Here is a 19,165-nt window from a genome sequence, read left to right on the forward strand (position 1 = left end):
CCATTTTATTCCATTGTTGGCATCACAAAATTGCTGGAATGATGTTCTAGCCTGATACTTGCTGGCCAGCGGCTGGTAACAGTTTTCATGCGGGTGTAGAAGCGAACGCCATCATTACCGTGAACGTTAAGTGGGCCAAAAATTGAGCGTTTCCAGCCCCCGAAGCTGTGGAAGGCCATTGGTACCGGAATGGGGATATTGATGCCTACCATACCCGCTTGTACATCTTCGCTAAACTGGCGAGCTGTTTCTCCGTCGCGGGTGAATATCGCGGTACCATTACCATATTGATGGCAGTTAATTAATGTTAGCGCGGTGGCATAATCGGGTACACGGACAATTGACAGAACAGGACCGAAGATCTCTTCTTGATAGATTTTCATCTCTGGCGTGACATTATCGAACAGCGTCGGGCCAATAAAATAGCCATTTTCATAACCGGGAACCTTGAGTTGACGGCCATCAATTAACAAGCTGGCCCCCTGTTTTTCGCCATTATCGATGTAATCACAGATTTTAGCTTGGTGTTGGGCGGAGATAACGGGACCCATATCGTTTTCTGTAGTTGCGACAATACCGGGACCGACAGATATTTTGTTGATCTGTTGACGTAATTTTTCAATTAATGCATCTGCCGTTTCATCCCCAACCGCTAATACAACAGACAGTGCCATGCAACGTTCACCTGCTGCGCCAAATGCTGCACCTGCAATAGCACTGCTAGCCATATCGAGATCGGCATCTGGCATCAGAATACAGTGATTTTTTGCGCCTCCCAACGCCTGACAGCGTTTCCCGTGAGCTGAGGCGGTAGTGTAGATATATTCAGCGACAGGAGTTGAACCCACAAAGCTGACAGCTTGCACGTGTGGATCTGTTAGTAGTATATCGACAGCTTCTTTATCGCCGTTGATAACATTAAATATGCCATTGGGTAAACCGGATTGTTTAAGTAGTGATGCTAATTCAAGCGCGAGAGAGGGATCTTTTTCTGAAGGTTTCAATACGAAAGTATTCCCTGTCGCTAATGCGATAGGAAACATCCATATAGGAACCATTGCCGGGAAGTTGAAAGGGGTAATGCCAACACAAACGCCTAAAGGCTGCATTAATGAATGGCTATCCACTCCCGTCCCGGTATTCGCGGAATGTTCACCTTTTTGTAGATGAGGGATGCCACAGGCAAACTCAACGACTTCCAGACCACGAGTTAATTCACCAATAGCATCTGAATAGATTTTTCCGTGTTCTTCTGAAATCAATCGTGCCAGCTTGTCTATATTAGCTTCCAGTAATGTTTTGAACTGGAACATGACACGAGCACGTTTCAGTGGTGATACTTTAGACCATTCTCTGTAAGCTTGATGAGCGATTCCAATTGCCTGTTCAACTTCATGGGCTGTGCTTAGTGCTACCTGACGTATCTGTTTTCCTGTTGCTGGATTGAAAACCGGCGAAAAACGGGTGCTATAACTGAGAATAAGTTGCCCATTAACATAATTATGTACCTGTTCCATTCTGAGCCTCTTTTGCGGATTTGATGTTAGTACTGAATCGGAAACTTTGATAATAGATATATGAAATATATGTTTTATTTTCAATGTGATTTGGAACAAAAGGCAATTAATGTGATCGGAGTAAAGTTTTTATGAATTACCGATAATTAGGTGACTAATTAGATGTTAATCAATATAGTGGTAATAATAAATTATTACAATGAATGGATTATGTATTTCATTTTTAACTATAAAAATGAAATATGATTCAGCTTATACGGTAAAACGATTACAATTGCTGGCGATAAATTTTATGGGGGATTTATGTCTGTCGCATCGAATCTGAATGAATTTCAAGAACAAGTCCGTTCACGCTATAGTGAATTGAGTAAACGCCTGCAACAAGTAGCTCGATATGTGCTGGATAATACGAATAGTGTCGCTTTTGATACTGTTGCTGTGATTGCCAGAGAAGCTGATGTTCCTCCATCAACATTAATTCGTTTTGCTAATGCGTTTGATTTCAGTGGTTTTAATGAAATGAAACAGCTATTTCGTATGCATATGGTGGAAGAAACCGCCAGTTATGCAGACCGGGCCAGATTATTTAGAGAATTGGATGGCGAACAGGAACTGCCAGAAGACCCTCAGCATATTTTGCAGGAATTTGCTCGTTCAAATGTGCAGGCTATGCAACAGTTAGCTGCCAGAACAGCCCCCGAAGATTTAAGGAACGCGGTAGACTTATTGGCTCAAGCTAAGAATATTTACATTATTGGGCTGCGTCGTTCTTTTAGTGTGGCGGCTTATCTTTCTTATACATTGAATCACTTGGAATGTCGCCCTTTACTCGTGGATGGTTTGGGGGGGATGTTCAGGGAACAGATTAATTTAATTGGGGAAGAAGATGTTGTTGTTTCAATCAGTTTTACCCCTTATGCAGAAGAGACACTGATGGTCAGTGAACGGGCGGCAAAAGCCGGGGCAAAACAGATTGTGATTACAGATAGCCAGATTAGCCCGCTTGCCAGTTTTAGTGATGTTTGTTTTGTGGTTAAAGAAGCACAGGTGGAAGCATTCCGTTCTCAGTCTGCTACTTTGTGTTTAGTGCAATCTTTGGCGGTTTCTCTGGCTTATCGGCAAGGAAACTTGATTTAATTGTGATATAATGCCTTATATTCCCGACGAACCTCTAATGACTATTGACCCGCAAATTACGGCGGGTTAATGCTTTATCAGGTCAGTAGAAAGCACATATACCCGTCATCTTTCAAGTTGCCTCTTTGTTGGCTGCATTCACTCACCCCGGTCACATAGTTTGCTATGTTCCCGGGGATTCGTTCCCTTGCCGTCGCGATGCATCTTGAAATCCATAGGGTACAATTTAAATAGAGCGTAAACCTGATATTGATAACTGGTTTGTTAGACATAAATGTTGTTGATTCTTATTGGTGATAATTATTTAATAATTATTCTGAGTTATGGTTTTGAAAAGGGATCAATATGATGAGTAAAGGATCGCGTTACATTTTTGTCATTTTATCTGCAATTTCTTTCCAGGCATTTGCCTCAAATTTTGACTACAAAAGTGATATTCCTGCTGATAATAAGCCATCTACGGAATATTTAAAAAAACGGGAAAATCTTAAACCTAAGCATTGGAATGTGGATAGACTCATTACAGATAATAATGCGGCGGAGAAGCGGGAACTGGCAAGACAGATGAAAGAAGATGAACTTAATCGGAAGAGCCGAGAGTTTAATGATCGTGTCAATGATAAAATCCGTCGAGATCTTGAACGCGATGCTCGTATTAAAGAGAACGGGGGCATGACCAGAAGTAACTTTTTTGATCGGGAATAACCGTGACTTAAAGCAACTCGATAGTGAAGTGAATGACCTGTCGGGAAAAATAGGCAGTTTGTCGACAATTGTTGACGCTCTTTCGAAAGAATTTTCTCCATTAGCATGTGAGTATAATGACTTCGTACTAAAGGAGAAGAATATATGGAACAGATCGAATGGACTGACTTTGAGAAAGTTGACATGCGGGTTGGCACAATTATTTCAGTAGAATTGAATCGTAAAGCTAGCAAGCCTGCCTATAAATTACAAATTGATCTTGGCGTGTTGGGCGTTAAAAGCTCAAGCGCCCAGATAACTGTGCATTACACACCTGAACAATTAATTGGTCGTCAGGTTCTTTGTGTATGCAATTTTCCACCAAAACGGATTGCTGGTGTTAAATCGGAGGTATTGCTAACCGGCAGTGTGGATGAAAATGGTGCGGTGGTGATCGCAGAATTTACTCTTCCTGTCCCGAATGGTCATAAATTATTGTAAATCACGCTATTTTGTTGTCGAATGAATGGAGTGTATTTTAATCAGCGACAATGAATATGGCTCTTCAATTACCTTCATTACATTTACGCCGGTATTCTGCTGAAACTATTAGCCATAGCCATCAAGGGTTATGGCAGTTCGTTTTTGGCTATAACGGGCAACTTGAGTTAAACGTAGAAGGGCAACAACGTACCGTTAGTTTTGGAAATGTTGTTATGATCCCACCGGATGCGAAACACAGCTTTTGCGCTAGTGGTGAAAATCAGCAATTGGTGCTGGAGTTGCCTTCGGCACTGTTTAATCCATTACATAGTGATGCTTTCTGGCAACCATTACCTGATTCTGCGCTTGCTCTTATTAAGTGGTTGCATGATTACCCGCCGCCACCCGCTAATCACGCTGATGCTGCCCGTTTGCTGCTGGCTCAGCTACCACAAGTAGGTTCATCTTCAGCGTTGATAGTAAAACTACATCAAGGGCTTGTTGGGCGTCTGCATGAGAAAGTGACGGTGATGGATATGGCTGATATTTGCGCAGTATCTGCCAGTACCTTGCATCGTAAACTGTTTATTGCAACAGGGATGAGTCCAATGACTTATTTGAAAACGTGCCGGATGGAATTTGCCTATAATCTGTTGGCTTACAGTGATAGGCCTTTGGCTGACATTGCTTTTCTGTCTGGTTATGCCTCCCAGTCAGCTTTTACCTTTGCATTTAGTCAACATTATGGTTGTACTCCAGCTAGGTTACGTAAAGCCAAATGATATTTTCAGCATTTTATGACTTGATGCACAACATAATTGTGCGTAATATACAAACAACGAGGATGTTATGGCTGTTGAATTCAGGGATAGATGGTTAGAAAGATTTTATGAGCAAGATTTACCGCACAAATGTATACCTGCATCTCTACAGAGTGCGTTATACCGAAAACTACAAATTCTGGATGCTTCGGTTAAAGAGGCTGATTTGAGAATCCCTCCGGGAAACCATTTTGAGCACTTGAATGGCTATTTGAGGGGATGGTGCTCAATAAGAGTAAATAGGCAATATAGGCTTATTTTTCAGTGGACTGATGGTGTTGCGGTTGATACATATCTGGATCCTCATAACTATTAAACTGAGGGAAATAAATGATGAGAAATACAAAACGTCGCCCGGCAACAGTTGGTGAAATATTGGTGAGTGAGTTTCTGGTGCCCTTGAATATCGAAATTAATGTGCTTGCGGAAGCAATGGCTGTTCACCGTAATACATTAAGTCGAATTGTGCATGATAAAGGTTCGTTAACCGTTCCTATGGCGATTAAATTGGCAGCGGCTTTGGGGAACACTGCGGAATTTTGGCTTAATATTCAACATGCAGTCGAACTATGGGATGTGCGTAATCATGCATATCAAACGGAATTATTGAATGTAAAACAGATAGTTAAGCCATCCGCTACAACGGCAATGCACTAATGTGTTTGTTTTCAAGAGCACAAATGCGTTGAAATACGTAAAGCCATTTTATAGTGAGATGGCTTTACGTTAGCGGTAAATATTATTGAGCTTTCGCTTCTGACTTATCAGCATTATTAAGCAGGCGGCGAATGGGGACAATTAACACCATCAAGACGACTGCACAAATAACCAGAGCTAAAGATACACGGGAGAACAGATCAGGTAGGTTGTCCAGTTGATCAGCGCGTACATGTCCACCAATCAAGCCGGCAGCTAAATTACCTAAAGCGCTTGCACAAAACCACAAGCCCATGACTTGACCACGCATTCGAGATGGGGCCAGTAGCGTCATCGTTGCGAGACCAATGGGGCTAAGGCACAGTTCACCGAGTGTCAGCAATAGAATACTTGCGACCAGCCAGAATGGAGAAACGGTTTCACCTGTTGCGAGTACATTCTGTGCTGCCAGGATCATCAGACCAAAACCACCGGCACCGAACAGAATACCAATAATGAATTTACTGATACTGCTTGGATTGATATTACTTTTTGCCAATACGGGCCATAGCCAACTAAATACGGGAGCCAGTAGGACAATGAATAGTGCGTTGATTGACTGGAACCATACTGTTGGGATTTCAAATCCCATGACTAAGCGGTTAGTATAATCATTGGCAAATAGGTTAAATGAGGTTGGCTTCTGTTCGAATGCAGACCAAAAGAAGGCGGCAGATACCAGTAAAATAAAACAAACCAGTAGGCGAGAACGGTCACTACCGCTCAAACCAGCAAACAGGAACAGATAGACAAAGTAAAGTGTTACACAAGATGAGATGATATAGACCATCGTACTGGCTACAGCCACGGGATTAAATGGAATAATACCGAGGATAAGTAGGGCAATAATCGCAATCATAGCAATAATAGCGGTAAAAACCCATTTGCCGACATTTTTACGTTTGACTGTGGGGCGATCCCAGTTTGAATCCAATCCCCCCTCTTTGTCATAACGGCGCATCAGAGGAACAGCGTAAAATCGGAATATCAGTAGGGCAATCAACATCCCTAGCCCACCAATACCAAAACCCCAATGCCAACCATAATCTTGAATGAGTAAACCGGTAATTAATGGAGAGATAAAGGAGCCCAGATTAATCCCCATATAAAACAGAGAGAAACCACCATCACGACGTGGATCATCTTTTTTATACAGTGTGCCGACCATGACGGTGATACAGGTTTTAAACAGCCCTGTACCTAATACGATCAGTAGTAAGCCGATAAAAAACAGGTGATGACTCAAGAAAGCGGAAAGAGCGATAGACAAGTGCCCTAGTGCAATAATGATTGAGCCATACCAGACTGCTTGACGTTGACCTAACCAGTTATCCGCTAGCCAACCACCGGGTAGTGCGGTCAGATAAACACTGCCTGCAAAGATACCGACAATGGCAGCGGCCTGTTCACGAGGAATACCCATACCACCATCATAGATGGTTGCAGCCATGAATAAGATCAGCAGTGGACGAATGCCGTAGTAAGAGAAACGTTCCCACATTTCTGTGAAGAACAAAGAACTTAATGGATAAGGATGCCCAAAGAAAGTTCTGGTTTTCGTATTGTTAATGGAGGATTGCATCTAAGTTTTCCTATAAGACTACACTCTAAGAGTGCAGTGTGTGTGACAAATAAAGCTTTTAACAAGCTCTTTCAAATTTAGGTTTAGAGCAAACAAAAAAGCCACGTTTTTATTAAATGATGTCCTGTTTTGTTAATATATTTTTAACATATTTTTCGGTCAATTTTATTAACAAGTAAGATATCTCTTACTTTATATTTCATTTTTCAGAGCAAAATCCGACATAAATCTCATTTCTCATCATTGATTGGTTAAAATGAGGATAAGACCTATTGACTTACTTCTATTTATATTCGATGTCTTTTTATGGGGAAAATATTTTAAAATAATAAATTAAGTAATAACTATAATATATAAGACATCTTTTCAAAGGCTAGATATTAACGGTGATAATGAAAGATAAAGAAAGTAAAGTAACCTGATTGTCAACTTAGTATTTATTAGGAAATTTTAGATTAGTCCTTGTTTCTTATATAAAAATTGGAAATAAATTAGATTAAAAAATATGGCATCAGCATTAAGATGAGATAGTGAATTATTGGGGGGATACGAAAGTGATTATGGCTGTTTCCTGGATGAAGAAACAGCCATGAATAAATTTAATGGACTTTATCAGCTTGTCCGTACAGAGAAGGCATACCCTTAGGCCGGGTTTTAAAGCGACGATGCAACCACATATATTGATCAGGTGCCTGTAAAATTTCCTGTTCGACAACTCTATTCATGAAAGCAGCCGCTTTCACTTCATCATCTTTTGGAAATCCTGCCACTGCTGGTTGAATAATCAGTTCATAACCTTTTCCATCAGGCAGACGACGGGGAGTAAATGGGATCATTGCCGGATCAGCGAGGCGTACAAGTATCGACGTGCCTGTGGTGGTTGCAGCGTGTTCTACAGCAAATAGTGGTGCAAATACGCTTTTTCGTGGGCCGTAATCATGATCGGGGGCGTACCAGACAATTTCGCCATTTTTCAGACAGCGGATCATGCCTTTGACATCTTTTCTATCCAGCATATATTTGTTGGAGCGCAGTCGTCCCCATGTTTGTAGCCAATCCATAACTGGATTATCATTTGGTCGGTAGACTCCAATTCCAGGATTGAGCAAACCGAGAATGCGGGCACCGAGTTCCAGCGTCAGGAAATGGATACCAATAACAATAATTCCTTGCCCAGTAGTTTGAATTTTCTGAATATTTTCTCGCCCAATAACTTTAAACCAGCGTTCTATCCGCCAGTCAGGCCAAAACCAAGCCATACCCGTTTCAAATATTCCCATTCCGACGGATTCAAAGTTTTTTATTAATAGCGCGTTGCGCTCCTCTTGTGGCATATCAGGAAAACATAGCTCAAGATTTCTTTCGGCAACTTTGGCACGTTTTTTCAGAAAGCGCATAGAAAATCTGCCCAGACGAGTGCCTATCCGGTAAATAATGGGGTAGGGGAGCAGAACCAGTAAGTAAAGCAGGCTGATACCAAACCAAGTAGGCCAATAACGGGGATGAAGTAGTGAACGTTGAAAAGAAGGTGCTTGTATCATGGATTCTCAGGTTTTTATAGTTCCAATAAGATGGACAAAACAATTTTTCTATTGTGACATTTTTTAACGGGATATCGAAGTTTTCAAGTATGAAATGTTTATGATCTCAATTTTGGTGCACTTAGCTCTTGTCATTGGTAAAGAATGATAGCTCATAATTTACTGATAAATAAAAATTAAAATAGTTTTACAGAGCTATTTACAATTCATGTAGATAATATTACTGTTTATATGAACAGTGTTGTTTGTGGAGGGAAAAATTATGCATGTAGAAGTCACTATCGATAAATCTAAAAAACTGCCAAAAGGTGCCGTCCCTGCGCTTGCTGTAGAACTGGATAACCGTCTTAAACGTCGCTGGCCTGATATTAAAACCAATGTGAAGTTGGCAAGTCATGATGGGCTATCTATTCGTGGTGGCACTCCTGATGACAGGAAAGCCGTTGAAGAGATTCTACAAGAGACATGGGAAAGCGCTGATGATTGGTTCCAGCCTTGATAGAGATTAAGCCATTGCCAGTTAAACTTGCTGGTTGCTAGTCGTTTGGCGTATCTATCTTTGTCCTGTGAGCAAAGGGCTGCGTAATCAATTGATGGGAGGAGGGCCCTCCCGTTTTATTATTACTGATTTCCTATCATTGCGTTACAAATGACTACTCGTTGAAAATCATTTTCGTTATCATATTACGCTTGATAGCGGAGGCTATCACTTATATACCCGTTATCTTTCAAGTTGCCTCTTTGTTGGCTGCACTCGCTTACCCTGGTCACATAGTTCGCTATGCTCCCGGGGATTCGCTCCCTTGCCGTCGCGATGCATCTTGAAATCCATAGGGTATACATCCCTATTTTATGACTTGAAATTCAGGAAAGTACACCATGTCAGTGTTACACAACCGCATTTCTAATAAAGAGCTGAAAGCACGTATGTTGGCGGAGACTCAACCTCGTACGACCATCTCTTTTTATAAATATTTTAACATCTTAGATCCTCTGGCTTTTCGCAACAGCTTGTATCAACAATTTACTGATCTTTCAGTATTTGGCCGGGTTTATATTGCTAAAGAGGGGATCAATGCTCAGATAAGTTTACCAACTCATAATTTAGAAGCATTTAAAGCTTTGCTGTATAGCGTTGATCCTGCATTGGATAATTTGAGGCTGAATATTGCGCTTGATGATGATGGGAAATCTTTCTGGGTTTTGCGTATGAAAGTACGTGACCGCGTAGTGGCTGATGGGATTGAAGATGAAACTTTTGATCCATCAAAAACCGGCGAGTACCTTAAAGCTGAGCAGGTCAACCAGATGCTGGATGATCCTGATACGCTATTTGTTGATATGCGCAATCACTATGAATATGAAGTCGGGCATTTTGAAAATGCAATTGAAATTCCTTCTGATACATTCCGTGAACAGCTGCCAATGGCTGCGGAAATATTGCAGGATAATAAGGATAAAAATATTGTAATGTACTGCACCGGTGGTATTCGCTGTGAAAAAGCCAGTGCTTATATGCTGCACAATGGCTTTAAAAACGTCTATCACGTAGAGGGCGGTATTATCGAATATGCCCGTAAAGCGAGAGAACAGGGATTACCGGTACGTTTTATTGGTAAAAACTTTGTCTTTGATGAGCGGATGGGAGAGCGTATTTCAGACGATGTGATTGCTCATTGCCATCAATGTGGCGTGTCTTGCGACAGCCATACTAATTGTAAAAATGAAGGTTGCCACTTGCTATTTATTCAGTGTCCAGAGTGTGCAACTAAATTTGAAGGCTGTTGTAGTGAAATGTGCAGAGAAGAAGTCAGGTTACCGGAAACCGAGCAGCGTGCTCGCCGTGCCGGTCGTGAAAATGGAGCAAAAATATTTAATAAATCCCGGCATCGTCTACAGGATGGGTTGAACAGTACTTCACTACAGTCTGTTGAATAACGTGATTAATCGCTGGCACAGCGATCAATGTGCCAGTTTATTTGATTTATACCCGTTATCTTTCAAGTTGCCTCTTTGTTGGCTGCACTCACTCACCCCGGTCACATAGTTATCTATGCTCCCGGGGATTCGCTCCCTTGCCGTCGCGATGCATCTTGAAATCCATAGGGTATAGTTAATAGAATACTTTAATAGAGGTATTTAAATACATTGTAAATAAAGCAGAGTTCAATTCTATTATGCACATTTATTTTTTCAGTAATGTGTCTTTTATGAGAATAGACTGTGCTATTACTGATTTTTAACTTTTTTGATATCTGGTAATTAGGGATTTCTTGCATCCAGTAATCGATAACTTTGTGCTCTTGAGGGCTGAAAATAGAACAGCATTGGTCAACTGTTGTTTTATGTCTCTGAATTTCCTGTAATGTAATTTTGCTAATCTTATTAAGCAGGTAGGTAAGATTTCTCTTTGCCAGAATAAAAACACTATCCTTCAATGTAATATAATGGTCACAATAAGGATAGGCGCTATCGAGGTATATATAAATACGAGTGTTATCTATAAGTGTAATGAATTTCTGTAAATCGGAACAGTAACTGGCATGATGACAATAATGTGTCAAATTAGCTAAAACAATATCAGGAGCAAAATGAGTGACAATATTTATAGCCTCATTAATTGACGGTGAGTCAACAATTTCAAGATCTTCGGCATTATCATTTTTCTTTAAAAACTCTCTGATACCTGAACGGGTATAATAGCACTCTTCAACAATTAAGATTTTCATTATTGTACATCCCTGTTCCTGTTTGGCCAAACTCACAATAAACGCCCCATCTATTAGTAGTCAACTCGGCAATTGTGATGGTTAAGTTAACTTAATCCGAAATTATTATATAGTGATATGGTATTCCAGACAAAATCTTTGAGATGAATTGATGTGTCTCCTGCCCGGACACCCATTTGTACGGGTGTCCGGGTTTAAGATTATTAATGTTTCGTATGGGTTAGATCACTGTATTCTGAAGATTCGATCTTTTCAATTCCTGCTTGGAGGATGTATATCAATTGCTTTGCAATGTCAGTTGTCAACCATAAGGTTCGATCTACCATGACATGTTCTGGTGTTTGATCTTGGGAGGACAAATAGTGAAGGCGTAGCATCATTGCATCATATGTATCAACGGTACTGACATCCCAACCTACAACAGGATGCGTTTGAATAACCTCATCTTTACTGCCCATAAAACCTCCTAATCAGATCACTGCATTATTTATTAATATCATTGACTAAGAGCAAACTACCTCATTCTTGAATGAGTCATTAGTTAGTATATGCTTTTTAATGAAAGTAAGAAGGTTTTTTGTTAGGAATTGTAAGTCAATTTGTTGGTGTGTTGATAACTATGTAAATTAATGGGGATGATGACCATCCCCATGTTATATCAGTCTGCTACTTTCACATCCCAACGGGCATCTTCGCCAGCCAAAAATGGAATAAGCCTTTCATTATTACAATCGATATATTCAATGATGGTAGAGGATTTGCGAGTCAGTTCGATAAAGCCCTCATTGACAGGTAGCCCGTAAAATTTAGGGCCATTAAGTGAACAGAAAGCTTCAAAATGCGGTAATGCATTCATCTCCTCAAACACTGTTGCATAAGCAGGTAACGCTGATGGTGCGTTAAAGACGCCGGCACAACCACAGGAGGATTCTTTCTTGTGTTGAGCATGTGGTGCCGAGTCTGTGCCCAGGAAGAAGCGATCACAACCACTGGCGATGGCTGCTCGTAAAGCTTCTTGATGCACATTACGTTTCAGCACAGGCAGACAGTACAGATGTGGACGGATCCCACCAACCAGCATATGGTTGCGGTTGAACATGAGATGCTGTGGAGTTAATGTCGCTGCCAGATTGTTATCGCTTTCCAGCACATATTGCGCAGCTTCTTTGGTCGTTATATGCTCAAACACAACTTTCAGTGCCGGGAACTGGTTACGTAGTGGTTCCATAACTTGTTCAATAAAACGGGCTTCTCGATCAAAAATATCAATATGAGAAGCAGTAACCTCACCGTGGACGAGTAGAGGCATCTCTAATTTTTCCATAACGGCTAATAGTGGATAAATATTCTTTATATCAGAGACGCCGTGGCTTGAATTGGTTGTGGCATTGGCAGGGTAGAGCTTACAGGCGGTAAAAATGCCTTCTTTATAACCTATTTCTATCTGAGAACTTTCAGTAGTGTTAGTAAGATAACAGGTCATAAGGGGCTGGAAGTTATGCCCTTCGGGAATGGCTGCCAATATTCTGTCTCTATAGGCCTTAGCACTGACCACTTCTGTAATCGGCGAAAGCAGATTAGGCATGACGATAGCACGGCCAAAGTAACGACTGGTATAGGGAACGACAGTTTTTAACATTTCACCATCACGAAAATGAATGTGCCAGTCATCAGGGCGGCGGATTTTTATTGTGTATGATTCAGTGGTCATGAGAAACCGGCTCCAGTATATATGATAGGAACGAAAGATGCTGAGTTCAGCATATCCAGGCCGGGAATGGATGATAAAGCTAAAATGGTTGAATAGCTATTAATGAATATAATTTTTAGAAAAAAATTCAGCCAAATCAATTAGATTAGGGTAGTCAGAGGTGGATTTTCTTATAACAAAGGAAAAATAAAATATGAGGGTAAAAAAGAGATGAAGTTGGCTCCTCCAACTGGATTTGAACCAGTGACATACGGATTAACAGTCCGCCGTTCTACCGACTGAACTATGGAGGAACTCCTTCACAACGGGGCGTATATTAGTGATATGTTTCGGCTTTGTCAAAGTATAAAACAATAGAAAAAGTTTGTTTGCTGGCAAAATGCACTTGTTGTTATATTTTTATGCTAGTTACTTGAGATTTGATGGAATTTTATTCCATTAACGTAAGTTGAATAGAACTACCGTGCTTATGTTATGAGTAAATAGTTGGGAGAATTAAGTAGAGAAGTCAGAATAGCAAAAATCCCGCATTAAGCGGGATTTTCATAATTTGGCTCCTCCAACTGGACTTGAACCAGTGACATACGGATTAACAGTCCGCCGTTCTACCGACTGAACTATGGAGGAACTCCTTCACAACGGGGTGAATATTAACGATATGCTTTTGCTTTGTCAAAGCAGAAAATAACAAAAATGGTCTGTTTGCTGTCAAACTGAACTTTTTGATCTATTTTTATGCCAAATAAGGCTTATTTGCTGGAGATGTATGCTATAGAAGCGGATTGATGTTGATTAGAATTGTTATATTACGTTGTAAGCGACGGGTGGAATTAGGAATGCAAGAAGCCCGCACTTGGCGGGCTTCTTATGAATTTGGCTCCTCCAACTGGACTCGAACCAGTGACATACGGATTAACAGTCCGCCGTTCTACCGACTGAACTATGGAGGAATTGTCCTTGACAACGAGGCGAATAATATCTGGGTATTTTGGGCTTGTCAAAGGGGAAAAGTAAAAATTGAGTTTGATTGGTTAACTGATGTTCAATAATGATGTTTTTTACCATTTTTTTGTCAATTAAATTTTTCAGCGCAAGAAACACGAGAGTTAACTGATATTTACCCATGATAATTAGATGGTGAAAATACCATCTATATTTTTATTTAGAAAATAATTAATTATGAGCATTAAAAATATAATTAAATATATATTAGATAATTTTTTCTTTGTGTTATTTATGATATTTTTATATTTCATGGTAATTTTCCTATTTTATCTGTTTTAACAGATCACTTATTGTATTTTGATATTTATTATCGGATTTACTTGTCTATAATTATTAACTGAAAAAGTAATTTATTATTTAATATCTGATTTGGCAAACATGATATTAATCCACGCCAAAGCGAATGATAAAGAGTTTGACATTAATAATGAAATCTCATTTTCTGCTAGTATACTAAGATATTCTCGATCTAATAATGTATTTGCATATGCATATAAAATGCAATGAAATGAATAAAAACTATTTCAAAAAATATTTTAAATTAAATAATTGGTAAGGAGGTGGAAATAATTTTAAATATAAAACAAGCAGATAATATTCCCCCCGAAAAGAGTGGTTAATTTTCTGGTGATTTTTATAAAACAGATGAGGAGAAGTCATGAAGTTTTTAATTAATACTGATGTAACTAACTGGGTTTCACATAAAGACTGGTTTAACGTTCCATTACGATTGTTTGTAGTTCTACAGGATGATGATGGTTCTGTATCATTAGAAAATTACAAAAGTAAAATTGTGGTGAATGGCTTGAATGAAGGCGAATATGAAATCGTAAATAACAATAGCATATTTGATCCCATTAGTAGAGCATCTGAAATATTAGTAAAAATCAAGACAGATCAGAGAGTTAATGCAACAATTGGCTTTGATGCCGAAGTAACGGATGCGAGTGGTGGTGTGGTAGCGAAAGCCGCTCTGAGTCGATTTAAACTAAAGTCAGTGGGATTGGCAGCACCTGTATATCCGGCACATTATGATAATGTTATTAGCGGTGATGATATAAAAGCAGGAGTTAGAGTACTTTTTACTGATTCTAATATTTTAGATAAACATGAACTGAAATTTGTTTTTGATAATGATAATGTTGAAGTTGTTCCTGGTGTGCAAAATAGCGGTGATATTCGTAGTTTGCCGGTGAAAAATGATCTCCTTACTGAAGGTAAACATGATAGCCTTTATTATACTATTAGCGAAAGCGGTACTGCTAGATTTTCTGCTATTCAACGTGTGCTTGTAGAGCTTGATGAAGATTCTGCAACAGTCCAGGTCCGTCGTGATTTAGAAGTGCCTTATATTGAAGAGTATGATGAAAATAGGGGCCGACCAATTGGTGAGAGTATTATTGATTATGACATCAATATTTTGGTCAACGATGTAAAACTTAAAGATAAGGAGTTGAAAAAAGGTACAGTACACATAAGAGGGTATTCTGCTGACAATCGAGATACAGGGGAATTAGTATTAAAGATAGATTCTTTACAAGGTAGTGAAGATAATATTTTTCGGTTAGCTGTAATTAAGCCTGAAGAAAATGCAGATGGTCAGCCGGGTGGAGTTGATTTCTTTAATTATATAGGTAATGGTCAGGTAAGAATTCACTACGAAATATCATTTGTTGGTGAAGTGAATATATTGCATAAATCTAAAGAGAAGATTTATAAGGTAGTTCTGGATTGATTATTTTGGTGCCGGCGAATGTGTTGTTGCTTACATAGAAAAAAAGCCCAATTCTTATTGGGCTTTTTTGCATGCTAGCCATATTTTTTGTATACCAGCTATTCTATGCGTACTAGAGATTCTCTTTAACATCTCCAGGCTTGAATTTGGCTCCTCCAACTGGACTTGAACCAGTGACATACGGATTAACAGTCCGCCGTTCTACCGACTGAACTATGGAGGAATCGTTCTTGAGAACGGGGCGCATACTAGCGATCAATTGAAACGCTGTCAACGCAAAAAAGCTTACTAGTTTATTATTTGCTTGCCATATGAGCGCATTGTCTTATAACTGTGCTATTTCACTGAAGTTGAGTACTTTTGTTCATTTTATCGGCTATTCATGATCGGTAACGATGTTGCTATATGTGATTGCTCAGGAAACACCATGATATAAACATCATAAAAATGAATTTCACCTTTCATTTGTATAATGCGCTTGATTTCATCTTTTATTGCCAATGGAACATGAGGGTGGGAACAAAGCTCTTTGATTGCGCAGTCTGAGATTTTTTCGCTGACGAACCATTCGCCGTTGTAACATACCCGTAGATCAAGTACGCCGATATCATCAAACCGATACACAGGTTTGATTTCGAGTAATAAAACCGCCGACATAATAATGAAGAGTACTGTAAAAGCTAGCAGTGAAAGTAAACTAAAATATGGGGCATACCAGATAAGTGCAGCGAGAAACAGGTAGGATACAAGCATAGCCAGGCAGAGATAAGGATGGTTGCTGATAAATTGGCTGTTAAAACGGGGTTTACCATCACGTTGTTCTTCGATGTTGATTCGTTCAAGATCCTGAATCAGTATCTGTTTAATGATATTCATATATTGACCTGATTAAGCAAAAGAAAAGTGAAATATTTTCATAACTATACCCTATGGATTTCAAGATGCATCGCGGCGGCAAGGGAGCGAATCCCCGGGAGCATAGAGAACTATGTGACCGGGGTGAGTGAGTGCAGCCAACAAAGAGGCAACTTGAAAGATGACGGGTATATATTGCCCTTAAGGCTAGCATGGGGGAGGTGATCTTACGTAGATCAGTTGTTTTATTTTAATCTGCCAATTGTTATTGACTAAGATTAACTCTAATGCTTTCATTAAGATAAAGGTTGAATAAATCAAAAAAATTTATAACTAATGACATTGTTTGTTAAATTATTGCTTTAATAATGAGCATAAATATTTTTTTTAAAACACCAATGCATAAAAAGGTTGCTATTCCTTTTCTATCATGAGTTAATGCAGCCGGCCTGATTAACAGACCTACTTTATGTACGACATCTTGAGTTAATGAGTTATGTGTAAGTGTTATCCTCAGATAGCCTTTGTTGACGCGTTTCCTTCTTAGTGCCTCCATAAGTAATAGCTGATATAACTGGCCAATACATGCCCAATGGTGGCAAAATTTTTTTGATATATAGGAAAGTCACAATGTCTGACAAAATGAAAGGTCAAGTGAAGTGGTTCAACGAGTCTAAAGGCTTCGGTTTCATCACCCCAGCTGACGGTAGCAAAGACGTATTCGTTCACTTCTCTGCCATTCAGGGTAACGGTTTCAAAACTTTGGCAGAAGGCCAGAACGTAGAATTCACCATTGAAAATGGTGCAAAAGGCCCAGCAGCAGCAAACGTAATGGCTATCTGATTGCTTGGATGATTTTGAAGCCCGTCACTATTTTCTATAGTGACGGGCTTTTTCTTTGCTAAAGCCATATCCTTCTTTACTTATTAATTACTCCTGATTATACTTCGTACGAATTTTATTGGAGAGATAGCCATTGGATAGTCAAAGTTTTCGGTTAAATAGACAATAAAACGGCAAGCTATTTATTTCCTTCCGATTTGCTGCTTGCCAAATAAAGCGGGCAGTACCACTCAAAATATCTGAGCTGTACTTACTCAAAGAATGATGTTATCCGGTTTTGGTCAAATAACCGGGATAGTATGTTGGGTTTTTATTATGCTGTTATATATTTACGCTTTGTTACCTCCAGGTATGGACAGAAAATAGGGCTGAATTAAATATTCAGCATACATTTCTGTGTGCAAAACAAATGCACATGATTATTTATCCATTTGGTTGTATGGAGAATGTCATGTTAATAACTCCTTTTGTCTTTCATTTATTATCGGCTATGTGTTTTGGCGCATTAATTGGTGCTGAGCGCCAATGGCGTCAACGTATGGCAGGTTTAAGAACCAATGCATTAGTTGCGACCGGTGCAGCAGTTTTTATCCTCAGTTCAATAACAACTTCACCCGATAGTGCTGGTCGTATTGCTGCACAAGTTGTTTCAGGTATTGGTTTCCTTGGTGCGGGTGTCATTATGCGGGAAGGTATGAACATTCATGGATTAAATACCGCAGCAACTTTATGGTGCTCGGCTGGAATTGGTGTGCTGTGTGGCTTGGGACAATATTGGCTAGCAGGGATAGCGACAGCGATTATTCTTTGCGCAAATATATTGTTACGTGAAGCAGCTTTGCGCATTAATTTACAACCCAGGCAGCAGGCTATTGATCAAGTACAGTGTTATAAAATTCACATAGTGTGTGACAGTGATGACGAAATTCTGGTGAGAACTTTGGTGTTACAGGCTCTCAATGGAGTCGCTGTGAGGCTACGATCACTGAGTTTCGCTGCTAGAGTTCAATCTGGAAAATTTGAAGTGTGCGCTGAAGTGTTAGCAACTCTGGATGAGCAAAAAGAGATTGAAGCAATTGTTTGTCGTATAAGTCTGGAAAAGAGCGTTAGCTCAATAAACTGGAAAATTGTTTCTGAACTACCGATCTGAAAGTCTTTTGTGTAAAACAGTTATCACTAATTTGATAAGGAATCATAATTTTCGTCATAAGAAACAAACAAAGCGTTGCCTATGGTGTGTTTCCCCAGTTAGGCAACGTATAATTAAGAAATTATTTAGAACTATTTTCCAAATAATTAAGGTGAATATTTCGTCCGTAATGCTTTTATTTATATGCTGGTGATTTTGGCAAGGATAAATTATAAACAAAGCTGTGAAGCTTGTGATTAGAGTGGTGGTAACAGTACTGCGTTGTAGTTTTACAGATCCTGGTACTCAGAATGATTGATCGCATATCTTGTACCAAGAGAGATTATGTTCTTGCTGCTATTTGAGGCAGATACGCGAAGTGGTATTGGTCAAATAGTTACTATTGTTACAATTAAATCTATTGTTGATTAATGGCTTCTCCAAGTAAAAATCGTTCGATGCGGTATTTTTAGCCTTGGTTTTGTCACTGGACTGACTGTTGAACATTGCTATTCTCATATCAGAATTTAGCCGTGGTAAACCTGATATAGGTATCATACGCGGGTACAGAAAAATTGATGAGTTGATATTTAATTTGGTTCTCCATCAGCTGCTCATTATTGCTCAGAATTTTCAGTGAAAATATCAATTATTTTCAAAGGGTAAGTAGAAGAAGTGATCTAAGTTTGTTCTTATA

General features: G+C 39.4%; 18 protein-coding genes and 4 tRNA genes. 11 read left to right on the forward strand and 11 right to left on the reverse strand.

Translation table 11 applies throughout. The annotated features are described in order from the left end of the window. Nucleotides 1-5: 5 nt before the first annotated feature. A complete protein-coding gene (locus AACQ83_RS11935) occupies nucleotides 6-1,517 on the reverse strand; it encodes a CoA-acylating methylmalonate-semialdehyde dehydrogenase (RefSeq protein WP_112877880.1) in 1,512 nt (503 codons plus the stop codon). Between the two features lie 303 nt (nucleotides 1,518-1,820). On the opposite strand from AACQ83_RS11935, the gene AACQ83_RS11940 reads away from it, so the two are divergent. The 6 genes from AACQ83_RS11940 to AACQ83_RS11965 all read left to right on the forward strand — a co-directional run bounded on the left by AACQ83_RS11940 (nucleotide 1,821) and on the right by AACQ83_RS11965 (nucleotide 5,299). Then, the gene (locus tag AACQ83_RS11940; RefSeq protein WP_112877881.1) at nucleotides 1,821-2,654 is read left to right on the forward strand and encodes a MurR/RpiR family transcriptional regulator; all 834 of its coding nucleotides are present in this window, start codon (nucleotides 1,821-1,823) and stop codon (nucleotides 2,652-2,654) included. Nucleotides 2,655-2,999: 345 nt separating this feature from the next. Continuing rightward, entirely contained in the window at nucleotides 3,000-3,359 is a 360-nt protein-coding gene (locus AACQ83_RS11945; protein WP_112877882.1) for a hypothetical protein, read from the forward strand. 144 nt (nucleotides 3,360-3,503) lie between these two features. Then, on the forward strand, nucleotides 3,504-3,839 hold the full coding sequence (locus AACQ83_RS11950; protein ID WP_112877883.1) for a tRNA-binding protein: 336 nt from the start codon (nucleotides 3,504-3,506) through the stop codon (nucleotides 3,837-3,839). Between the two features lie 56 nt (nucleotides 3,840-3,895). After that, nucleotides 3,896-4,603 (forward strand): helix-turn-helix domain-containing protein, encoded by a 708-nt coding sequence (locus tag AACQ83_RS11955; RefSeq protein WP_112877915.1) that lies wholly within the window; start codon nucleotides 3,896-3,898, stop codon nucleotides 4,601-4,603. A 67-nt stretch (nucleotides 4,604-4,670) separates the two neighbouring features. After that, a complete protein-coding gene (locus tag AACQ83_RS11960; RefSeq protein ID WP_049582084.1) occupies nucleotides 4,671-4,958 on the forward strand; it encodes a type II toxin-antitoxin system RelE/ParE family toxin in 288 nt (95 codons plus the stop codon). Nucleotides 4,959-4,972: 14 nt separating this feature from the next. After that, entirely contained in the window at nucleotides 4,973-5,299 is a 327-nt protein-coding gene (locus AACQ83_RS11965) for a HigA family addiction module antitoxin (protein ID WP_205068656.1), read from the forward strand. An 82-nt stretch (nucleotides 5,300-5,381) separates the two neighbouring features. Here AACQ83_RS11965 and AACQ83_RS11970 read toward each other — a convergent pair whose 3' ends face one another. After that, entirely contained in the window at nucleotides 5,382-6,920 is a 1,539-nt protein-coding gene (locus AACQ83_RS11970) for a peptide MFS transporter (protein WP_112877884.1), read from the reverse strand. A gap of 599 nt (nucleotides 6,921-7,519) precedes the next feature. After that, nucleotides 7,520-8,461 carry a Kdo(2)-lipid IV(A) acyltransferase gene (locus AACQ83_RS11975; RefSeq protein ID WP_112877885.1) on the reverse strand — a complete coding sequence of 314 codons (942 nt, stop codon included), beginning with the start codon at nucleotides 8,459-8,461 and terminating at the stop codon, nucleotides 7,520-7,522. A gap of 262 nt (nucleotides 8,462-8,723) precedes the next feature. Between AACQ83_RS11975 and AACQ83_RS11980 the strand changes: the two genes are divergently transcribed. Beyond that, nucleotides 8,724-8,960: a DinI family protein gene (locus tag AACQ83_RS11980; RefSeq protein ID WP_112877886.1), complete on the forward strand. Its 237-nt coding sequence runs from the start codon at nucleotides 8,724-8,726 to the stop codon at nucleotides 8,958-8,960. Nucleotides 8,961-9,340: 380 nt separating this feature from the next. After that, nucleotides 9,341-10,399, forward strand: a complete 1,059-nt coding sequence (gene trhO / locus AACQ83_RS11985) for an oxygen-dependent tRNA uridine(34) hydroxylase TrhO (RefSeq protein WP_112877887.1) — start codon at nucleotides 9,341-9,343, stop codon at nucleotides 10,397-10,399. A 188-nt stretch (nucleotides 10,400-10,587) separates the two neighbouring features. On the opposite strand, the gene AACQ83_RS11990 is transcribed toward trhO, so the two are convergent. The 6 genes from AACQ83_RS11990 to AACQ83_RS12015 form a co-directional block, all read right to left on the reverse strand. Further along, the gene (locus tag AACQ83_RS11990) at nucleotides 10,588-11,190 is read right to left on the reverse strand and encodes a response regulator transcription factor (RefSeq protein ID WP_112877888.1); all 603 of its coding nucleotides are present in this window, start codon (nucleotides 11,188-11,190) and stop codon (nucleotides 10,588-10,590) included. Between the two features lie 203 nt (nucleotides 11,191-11,393). Then, nucleotides 11,394-11,648 (reverse strand): biofilm formation regulator BssS, encoded by a 255-nt coding sequence (gene bssS, locus AACQ83_RS11995; protein WP_112877889.1) that lies wholly within the window; start codon nucleotides 11,646-11,648, stop codon nucleotides 11,394-11,396. A gap of 200 nt (nucleotides 11,649-11,848) precedes the next feature. Beyond that, on the reverse strand, nucleotides 11,849-12,901 hold the full coding sequence (gene pyrC, locus AACQ83_RS12000; protein ID WP_112877890.1) for a dihydroorotase: 1,053 nt from the start codon (nucleotides 12,899-12,901) through the stop codon (nucleotides 11,849-11,851). Between the two features lie 217 nt (nucleotides 12,902-13,118). Beyond that, nucleotides 13,119-13,194, reverse strand: a tRNA-Asn gene (locus AACQ83_RS12005). Nucleotides 13,195-13,452: 258 nt separating this feature from the next. Next, a tRNA-Asn gene (locus tag AACQ83_RS12010) sits at nucleotides 13,453-13,528 on the reverse strand. Nucleotides 13,529-13,775: 247 nt separating this feature from the next. Beyond that, a tRNA-Asn gene (locus AACQ83_RS12015) sits at nucleotides 13,776-13,851 on the reverse strand. A 713-nt stretch (nucleotides 13,852-14,564) separates the two neighbouring features. Between AACQ83_RS12015 and AACQ83_RS12020 the strand changes: the two genes are divergently transcribed. Further along, nucleotides 14,565-15,641: a hypothetical protein gene (locus tag AACQ83_RS12020; protein ID WP_112877891.1), complete on the forward strand. Its 1,077-nt coding sequence runs from the start codon at nucleotides 14,565-14,567 to the stop codon at nucleotides 15,639-15,641. 147 nt (nucleotides 15,642-15,788) lie between these two features. Here AACQ83_RS12020 and AACQ83_RS12025 read toward each other — a convergent pair. Both AACQ83_RS12025 and AACQ83_RS12030 read right to left on the reverse strand, forming a co-directional pair. Further along, nucleotides 15,789-15,864 (reverse strand) — tRNA-Asn (locus tag AACQ83_RS12025). Nucleotides 15,865-16,010: 146 nt separating this feature from the next. Beyond that, entirely contained in the window at nucleotides 16,011-16,517 is a 507-nt protein-coding gene (locus AACQ83_RS12030) for a YlaC family protein (protein WP_112877892.1), read from the reverse strand. Nucleotides 16,518-17,126: 609 nt separating this feature from the next. Between AACQ83_RS12030 and cspE the strand changes: the two genes are divergently transcribed. Both cspE and AACQ83_RS12040 read left to right on the forward strand, forming a co-directional pair. After that, nucleotides 17,127-17,339 (forward strand): transcription antiterminator/RNA stability regulator CspE, encoded by a 213-nt coding sequence (gene cspE / locus AACQ83_RS12035; protein ID WP_011146114.1) that lies wholly within the window; start codon nucleotides 17,127-17,129, stop codon nucleotides 17,337-17,339. Between the two features lie 451 nt (nucleotides 17,340-17,790). Then, nucleotides 17,791-18,489: an MgtC family protein gene (locus AACQ83_RS12040; RefSeq protein ID WP_192881017.1), complete on the forward strand. Its 699-nt coding sequence runs from the start codon at nucleotides 17,791-17,793 to the stop codon at nucleotides 18,487-18,489. Nucleotides 18,490-19,165: the final 676 nt, after the last annotated feature.

Origin of the sequence: Photorhabdus sp. S10-54, assembly GCF_963878145.1 — a bacterium.
Lineage (GTDB): Bacteria > Pseudomonadota > Gammaproteobacteria > Enterobacterales > Enterobacteriaceae > Photorhabdus > Photorhabdus kayaii.

What these genes read in the sequence shown, in the direction of transcription:
- AACQ83_RS11940 (WP_112877881.1), top strand. Translation starts at nt 1,821, where the DNA reads ATGTCTGTCGCATCGAATCTGAATGAATTTCAAGAACAAGTCCGTTCA.
- AACQ83_RS11945 (WP_112877882.1), top strand. Translation starts at nt 3,000, where the DNA reads ATGATGAGTAAAGGATCGCGTTACATTTTTGTCATTTTATCTGCAATT.
- AACQ83_RS11975 (WP_112877885.1), bottom strand. Translation starts at nt 8,461, where the DNA reads ATGATACAAGCACCTTCTTTTCAACGTTCACTACTTCATCCCCGTTAT.
- AACQ83_RS11955 (WP_112877915.1), top strand. Translation starts at nt 3,896, where the DNA reads ATGGCTCTTCAATTACCTTCATTACATTTACGCCGGTATTCTGCTGAA.
- bssS (WP_112877889.1), bottom strand. Translation starts at nt 11,648, where the DNA reads ATGGGCAGTAAAGATGAGGTTATTCAAACGCATCCTGTTGTAGGTTGG.
- AACQ83_RS11980 (WP_112877886.1), top strand. Translation starts at nt 8,724, where the DNA reads ATGCATGTAGAAGTCACTATCGATAAATCTAAAAAACTGCCAAAAGGT.
- AACQ83_RS12030 (WP_112877892.1), bottom strand. Translation starts at nt 16,517, where the DNA reads ATGAATATCATTAAACAGATACTGATTCAGGATCTTGAACGAATCAAC.
- pyrC (WP_112877890.1), bottom strand. Translation starts at nt 12,901, where the DNA reads ATGACCACTGAATCATACACAATAAAAATCCGCCGCCCTGATGACTGG.
- AACQ83_RS12040 (WP_192881017.1), top strand. Translation starts at nt 17,791, where the DNA reads ATGTTAATAACTCCTTTTGTCTTTCATTTATTATCGGCTATGTGTTTT.
- AACQ83_RS11960 (WP_049582084.1), top strand. Translation starts at nt 4,671, where the DNA reads ATGGCTGTTGAATTCAGGGATAGATGGTTAGAAAGATTTTATGAGCAA.
- AACQ83_RS11950 (WP_112877883.1), top strand. Translation starts at nt 3,504, where the DNA reads ATGGAACAGATCGAATGGACTGACTTTGAGAAAGTTGACATGCGGGTT.
- AACQ83_RS11935 (WP_112877880.1), bottom strand. Translation starts at nt 1,517, where the DNA reads ATGGAACAGGTACATAATTATGTTAATGGGCAACTTATTCTCAGTTAT.
- AACQ83_RS11970 (WP_112877884.1), bottom strand. Translation starts at nt 6,920, where the DNA reads ATGCAATCCTCCATTAACAATACGAAAACCAGAACTTTCTTTGGGCAT.
- AACQ83_RS12020 (WP_112877891.1), top strand. Translation starts at nt 14,565, where the DNA reads ATGAAGTTTTTAATTAATACTGATGTAACTAACTGGGTTTCACATAAA.
- AACQ83_RS11965 (WP_205068656.1), top strand. Translation starts at nt 4,973, where the DNA reads ATGATGAGAAATACAAAACGTCGCCCGGCAACAGTTGGTGAAATATTG.
- cspE (WP_011146114.1), top strand. Translation starts at nt 17,127, where the DNA reads ATGTCTGACAAAATGAAAGGTCAAGTGAAGTGGTTCAACGAGTCTAAA.
- trhO (WP_112877887.1), top strand. Translation starts at nt 9,341, where the DNA reads ATGTCAGTGTTACACAACCGCATTTCTAATAAAGAGCTGAAAGCACGT.
- AACQ83_RS11990 (WP_112877888.1), bottom strand. Translation starts at nt 11,190, where the DNA reads ATGAAAATCTTAATTGTTGAAGAGTGCTATTATACCCGTTCAGGTATC.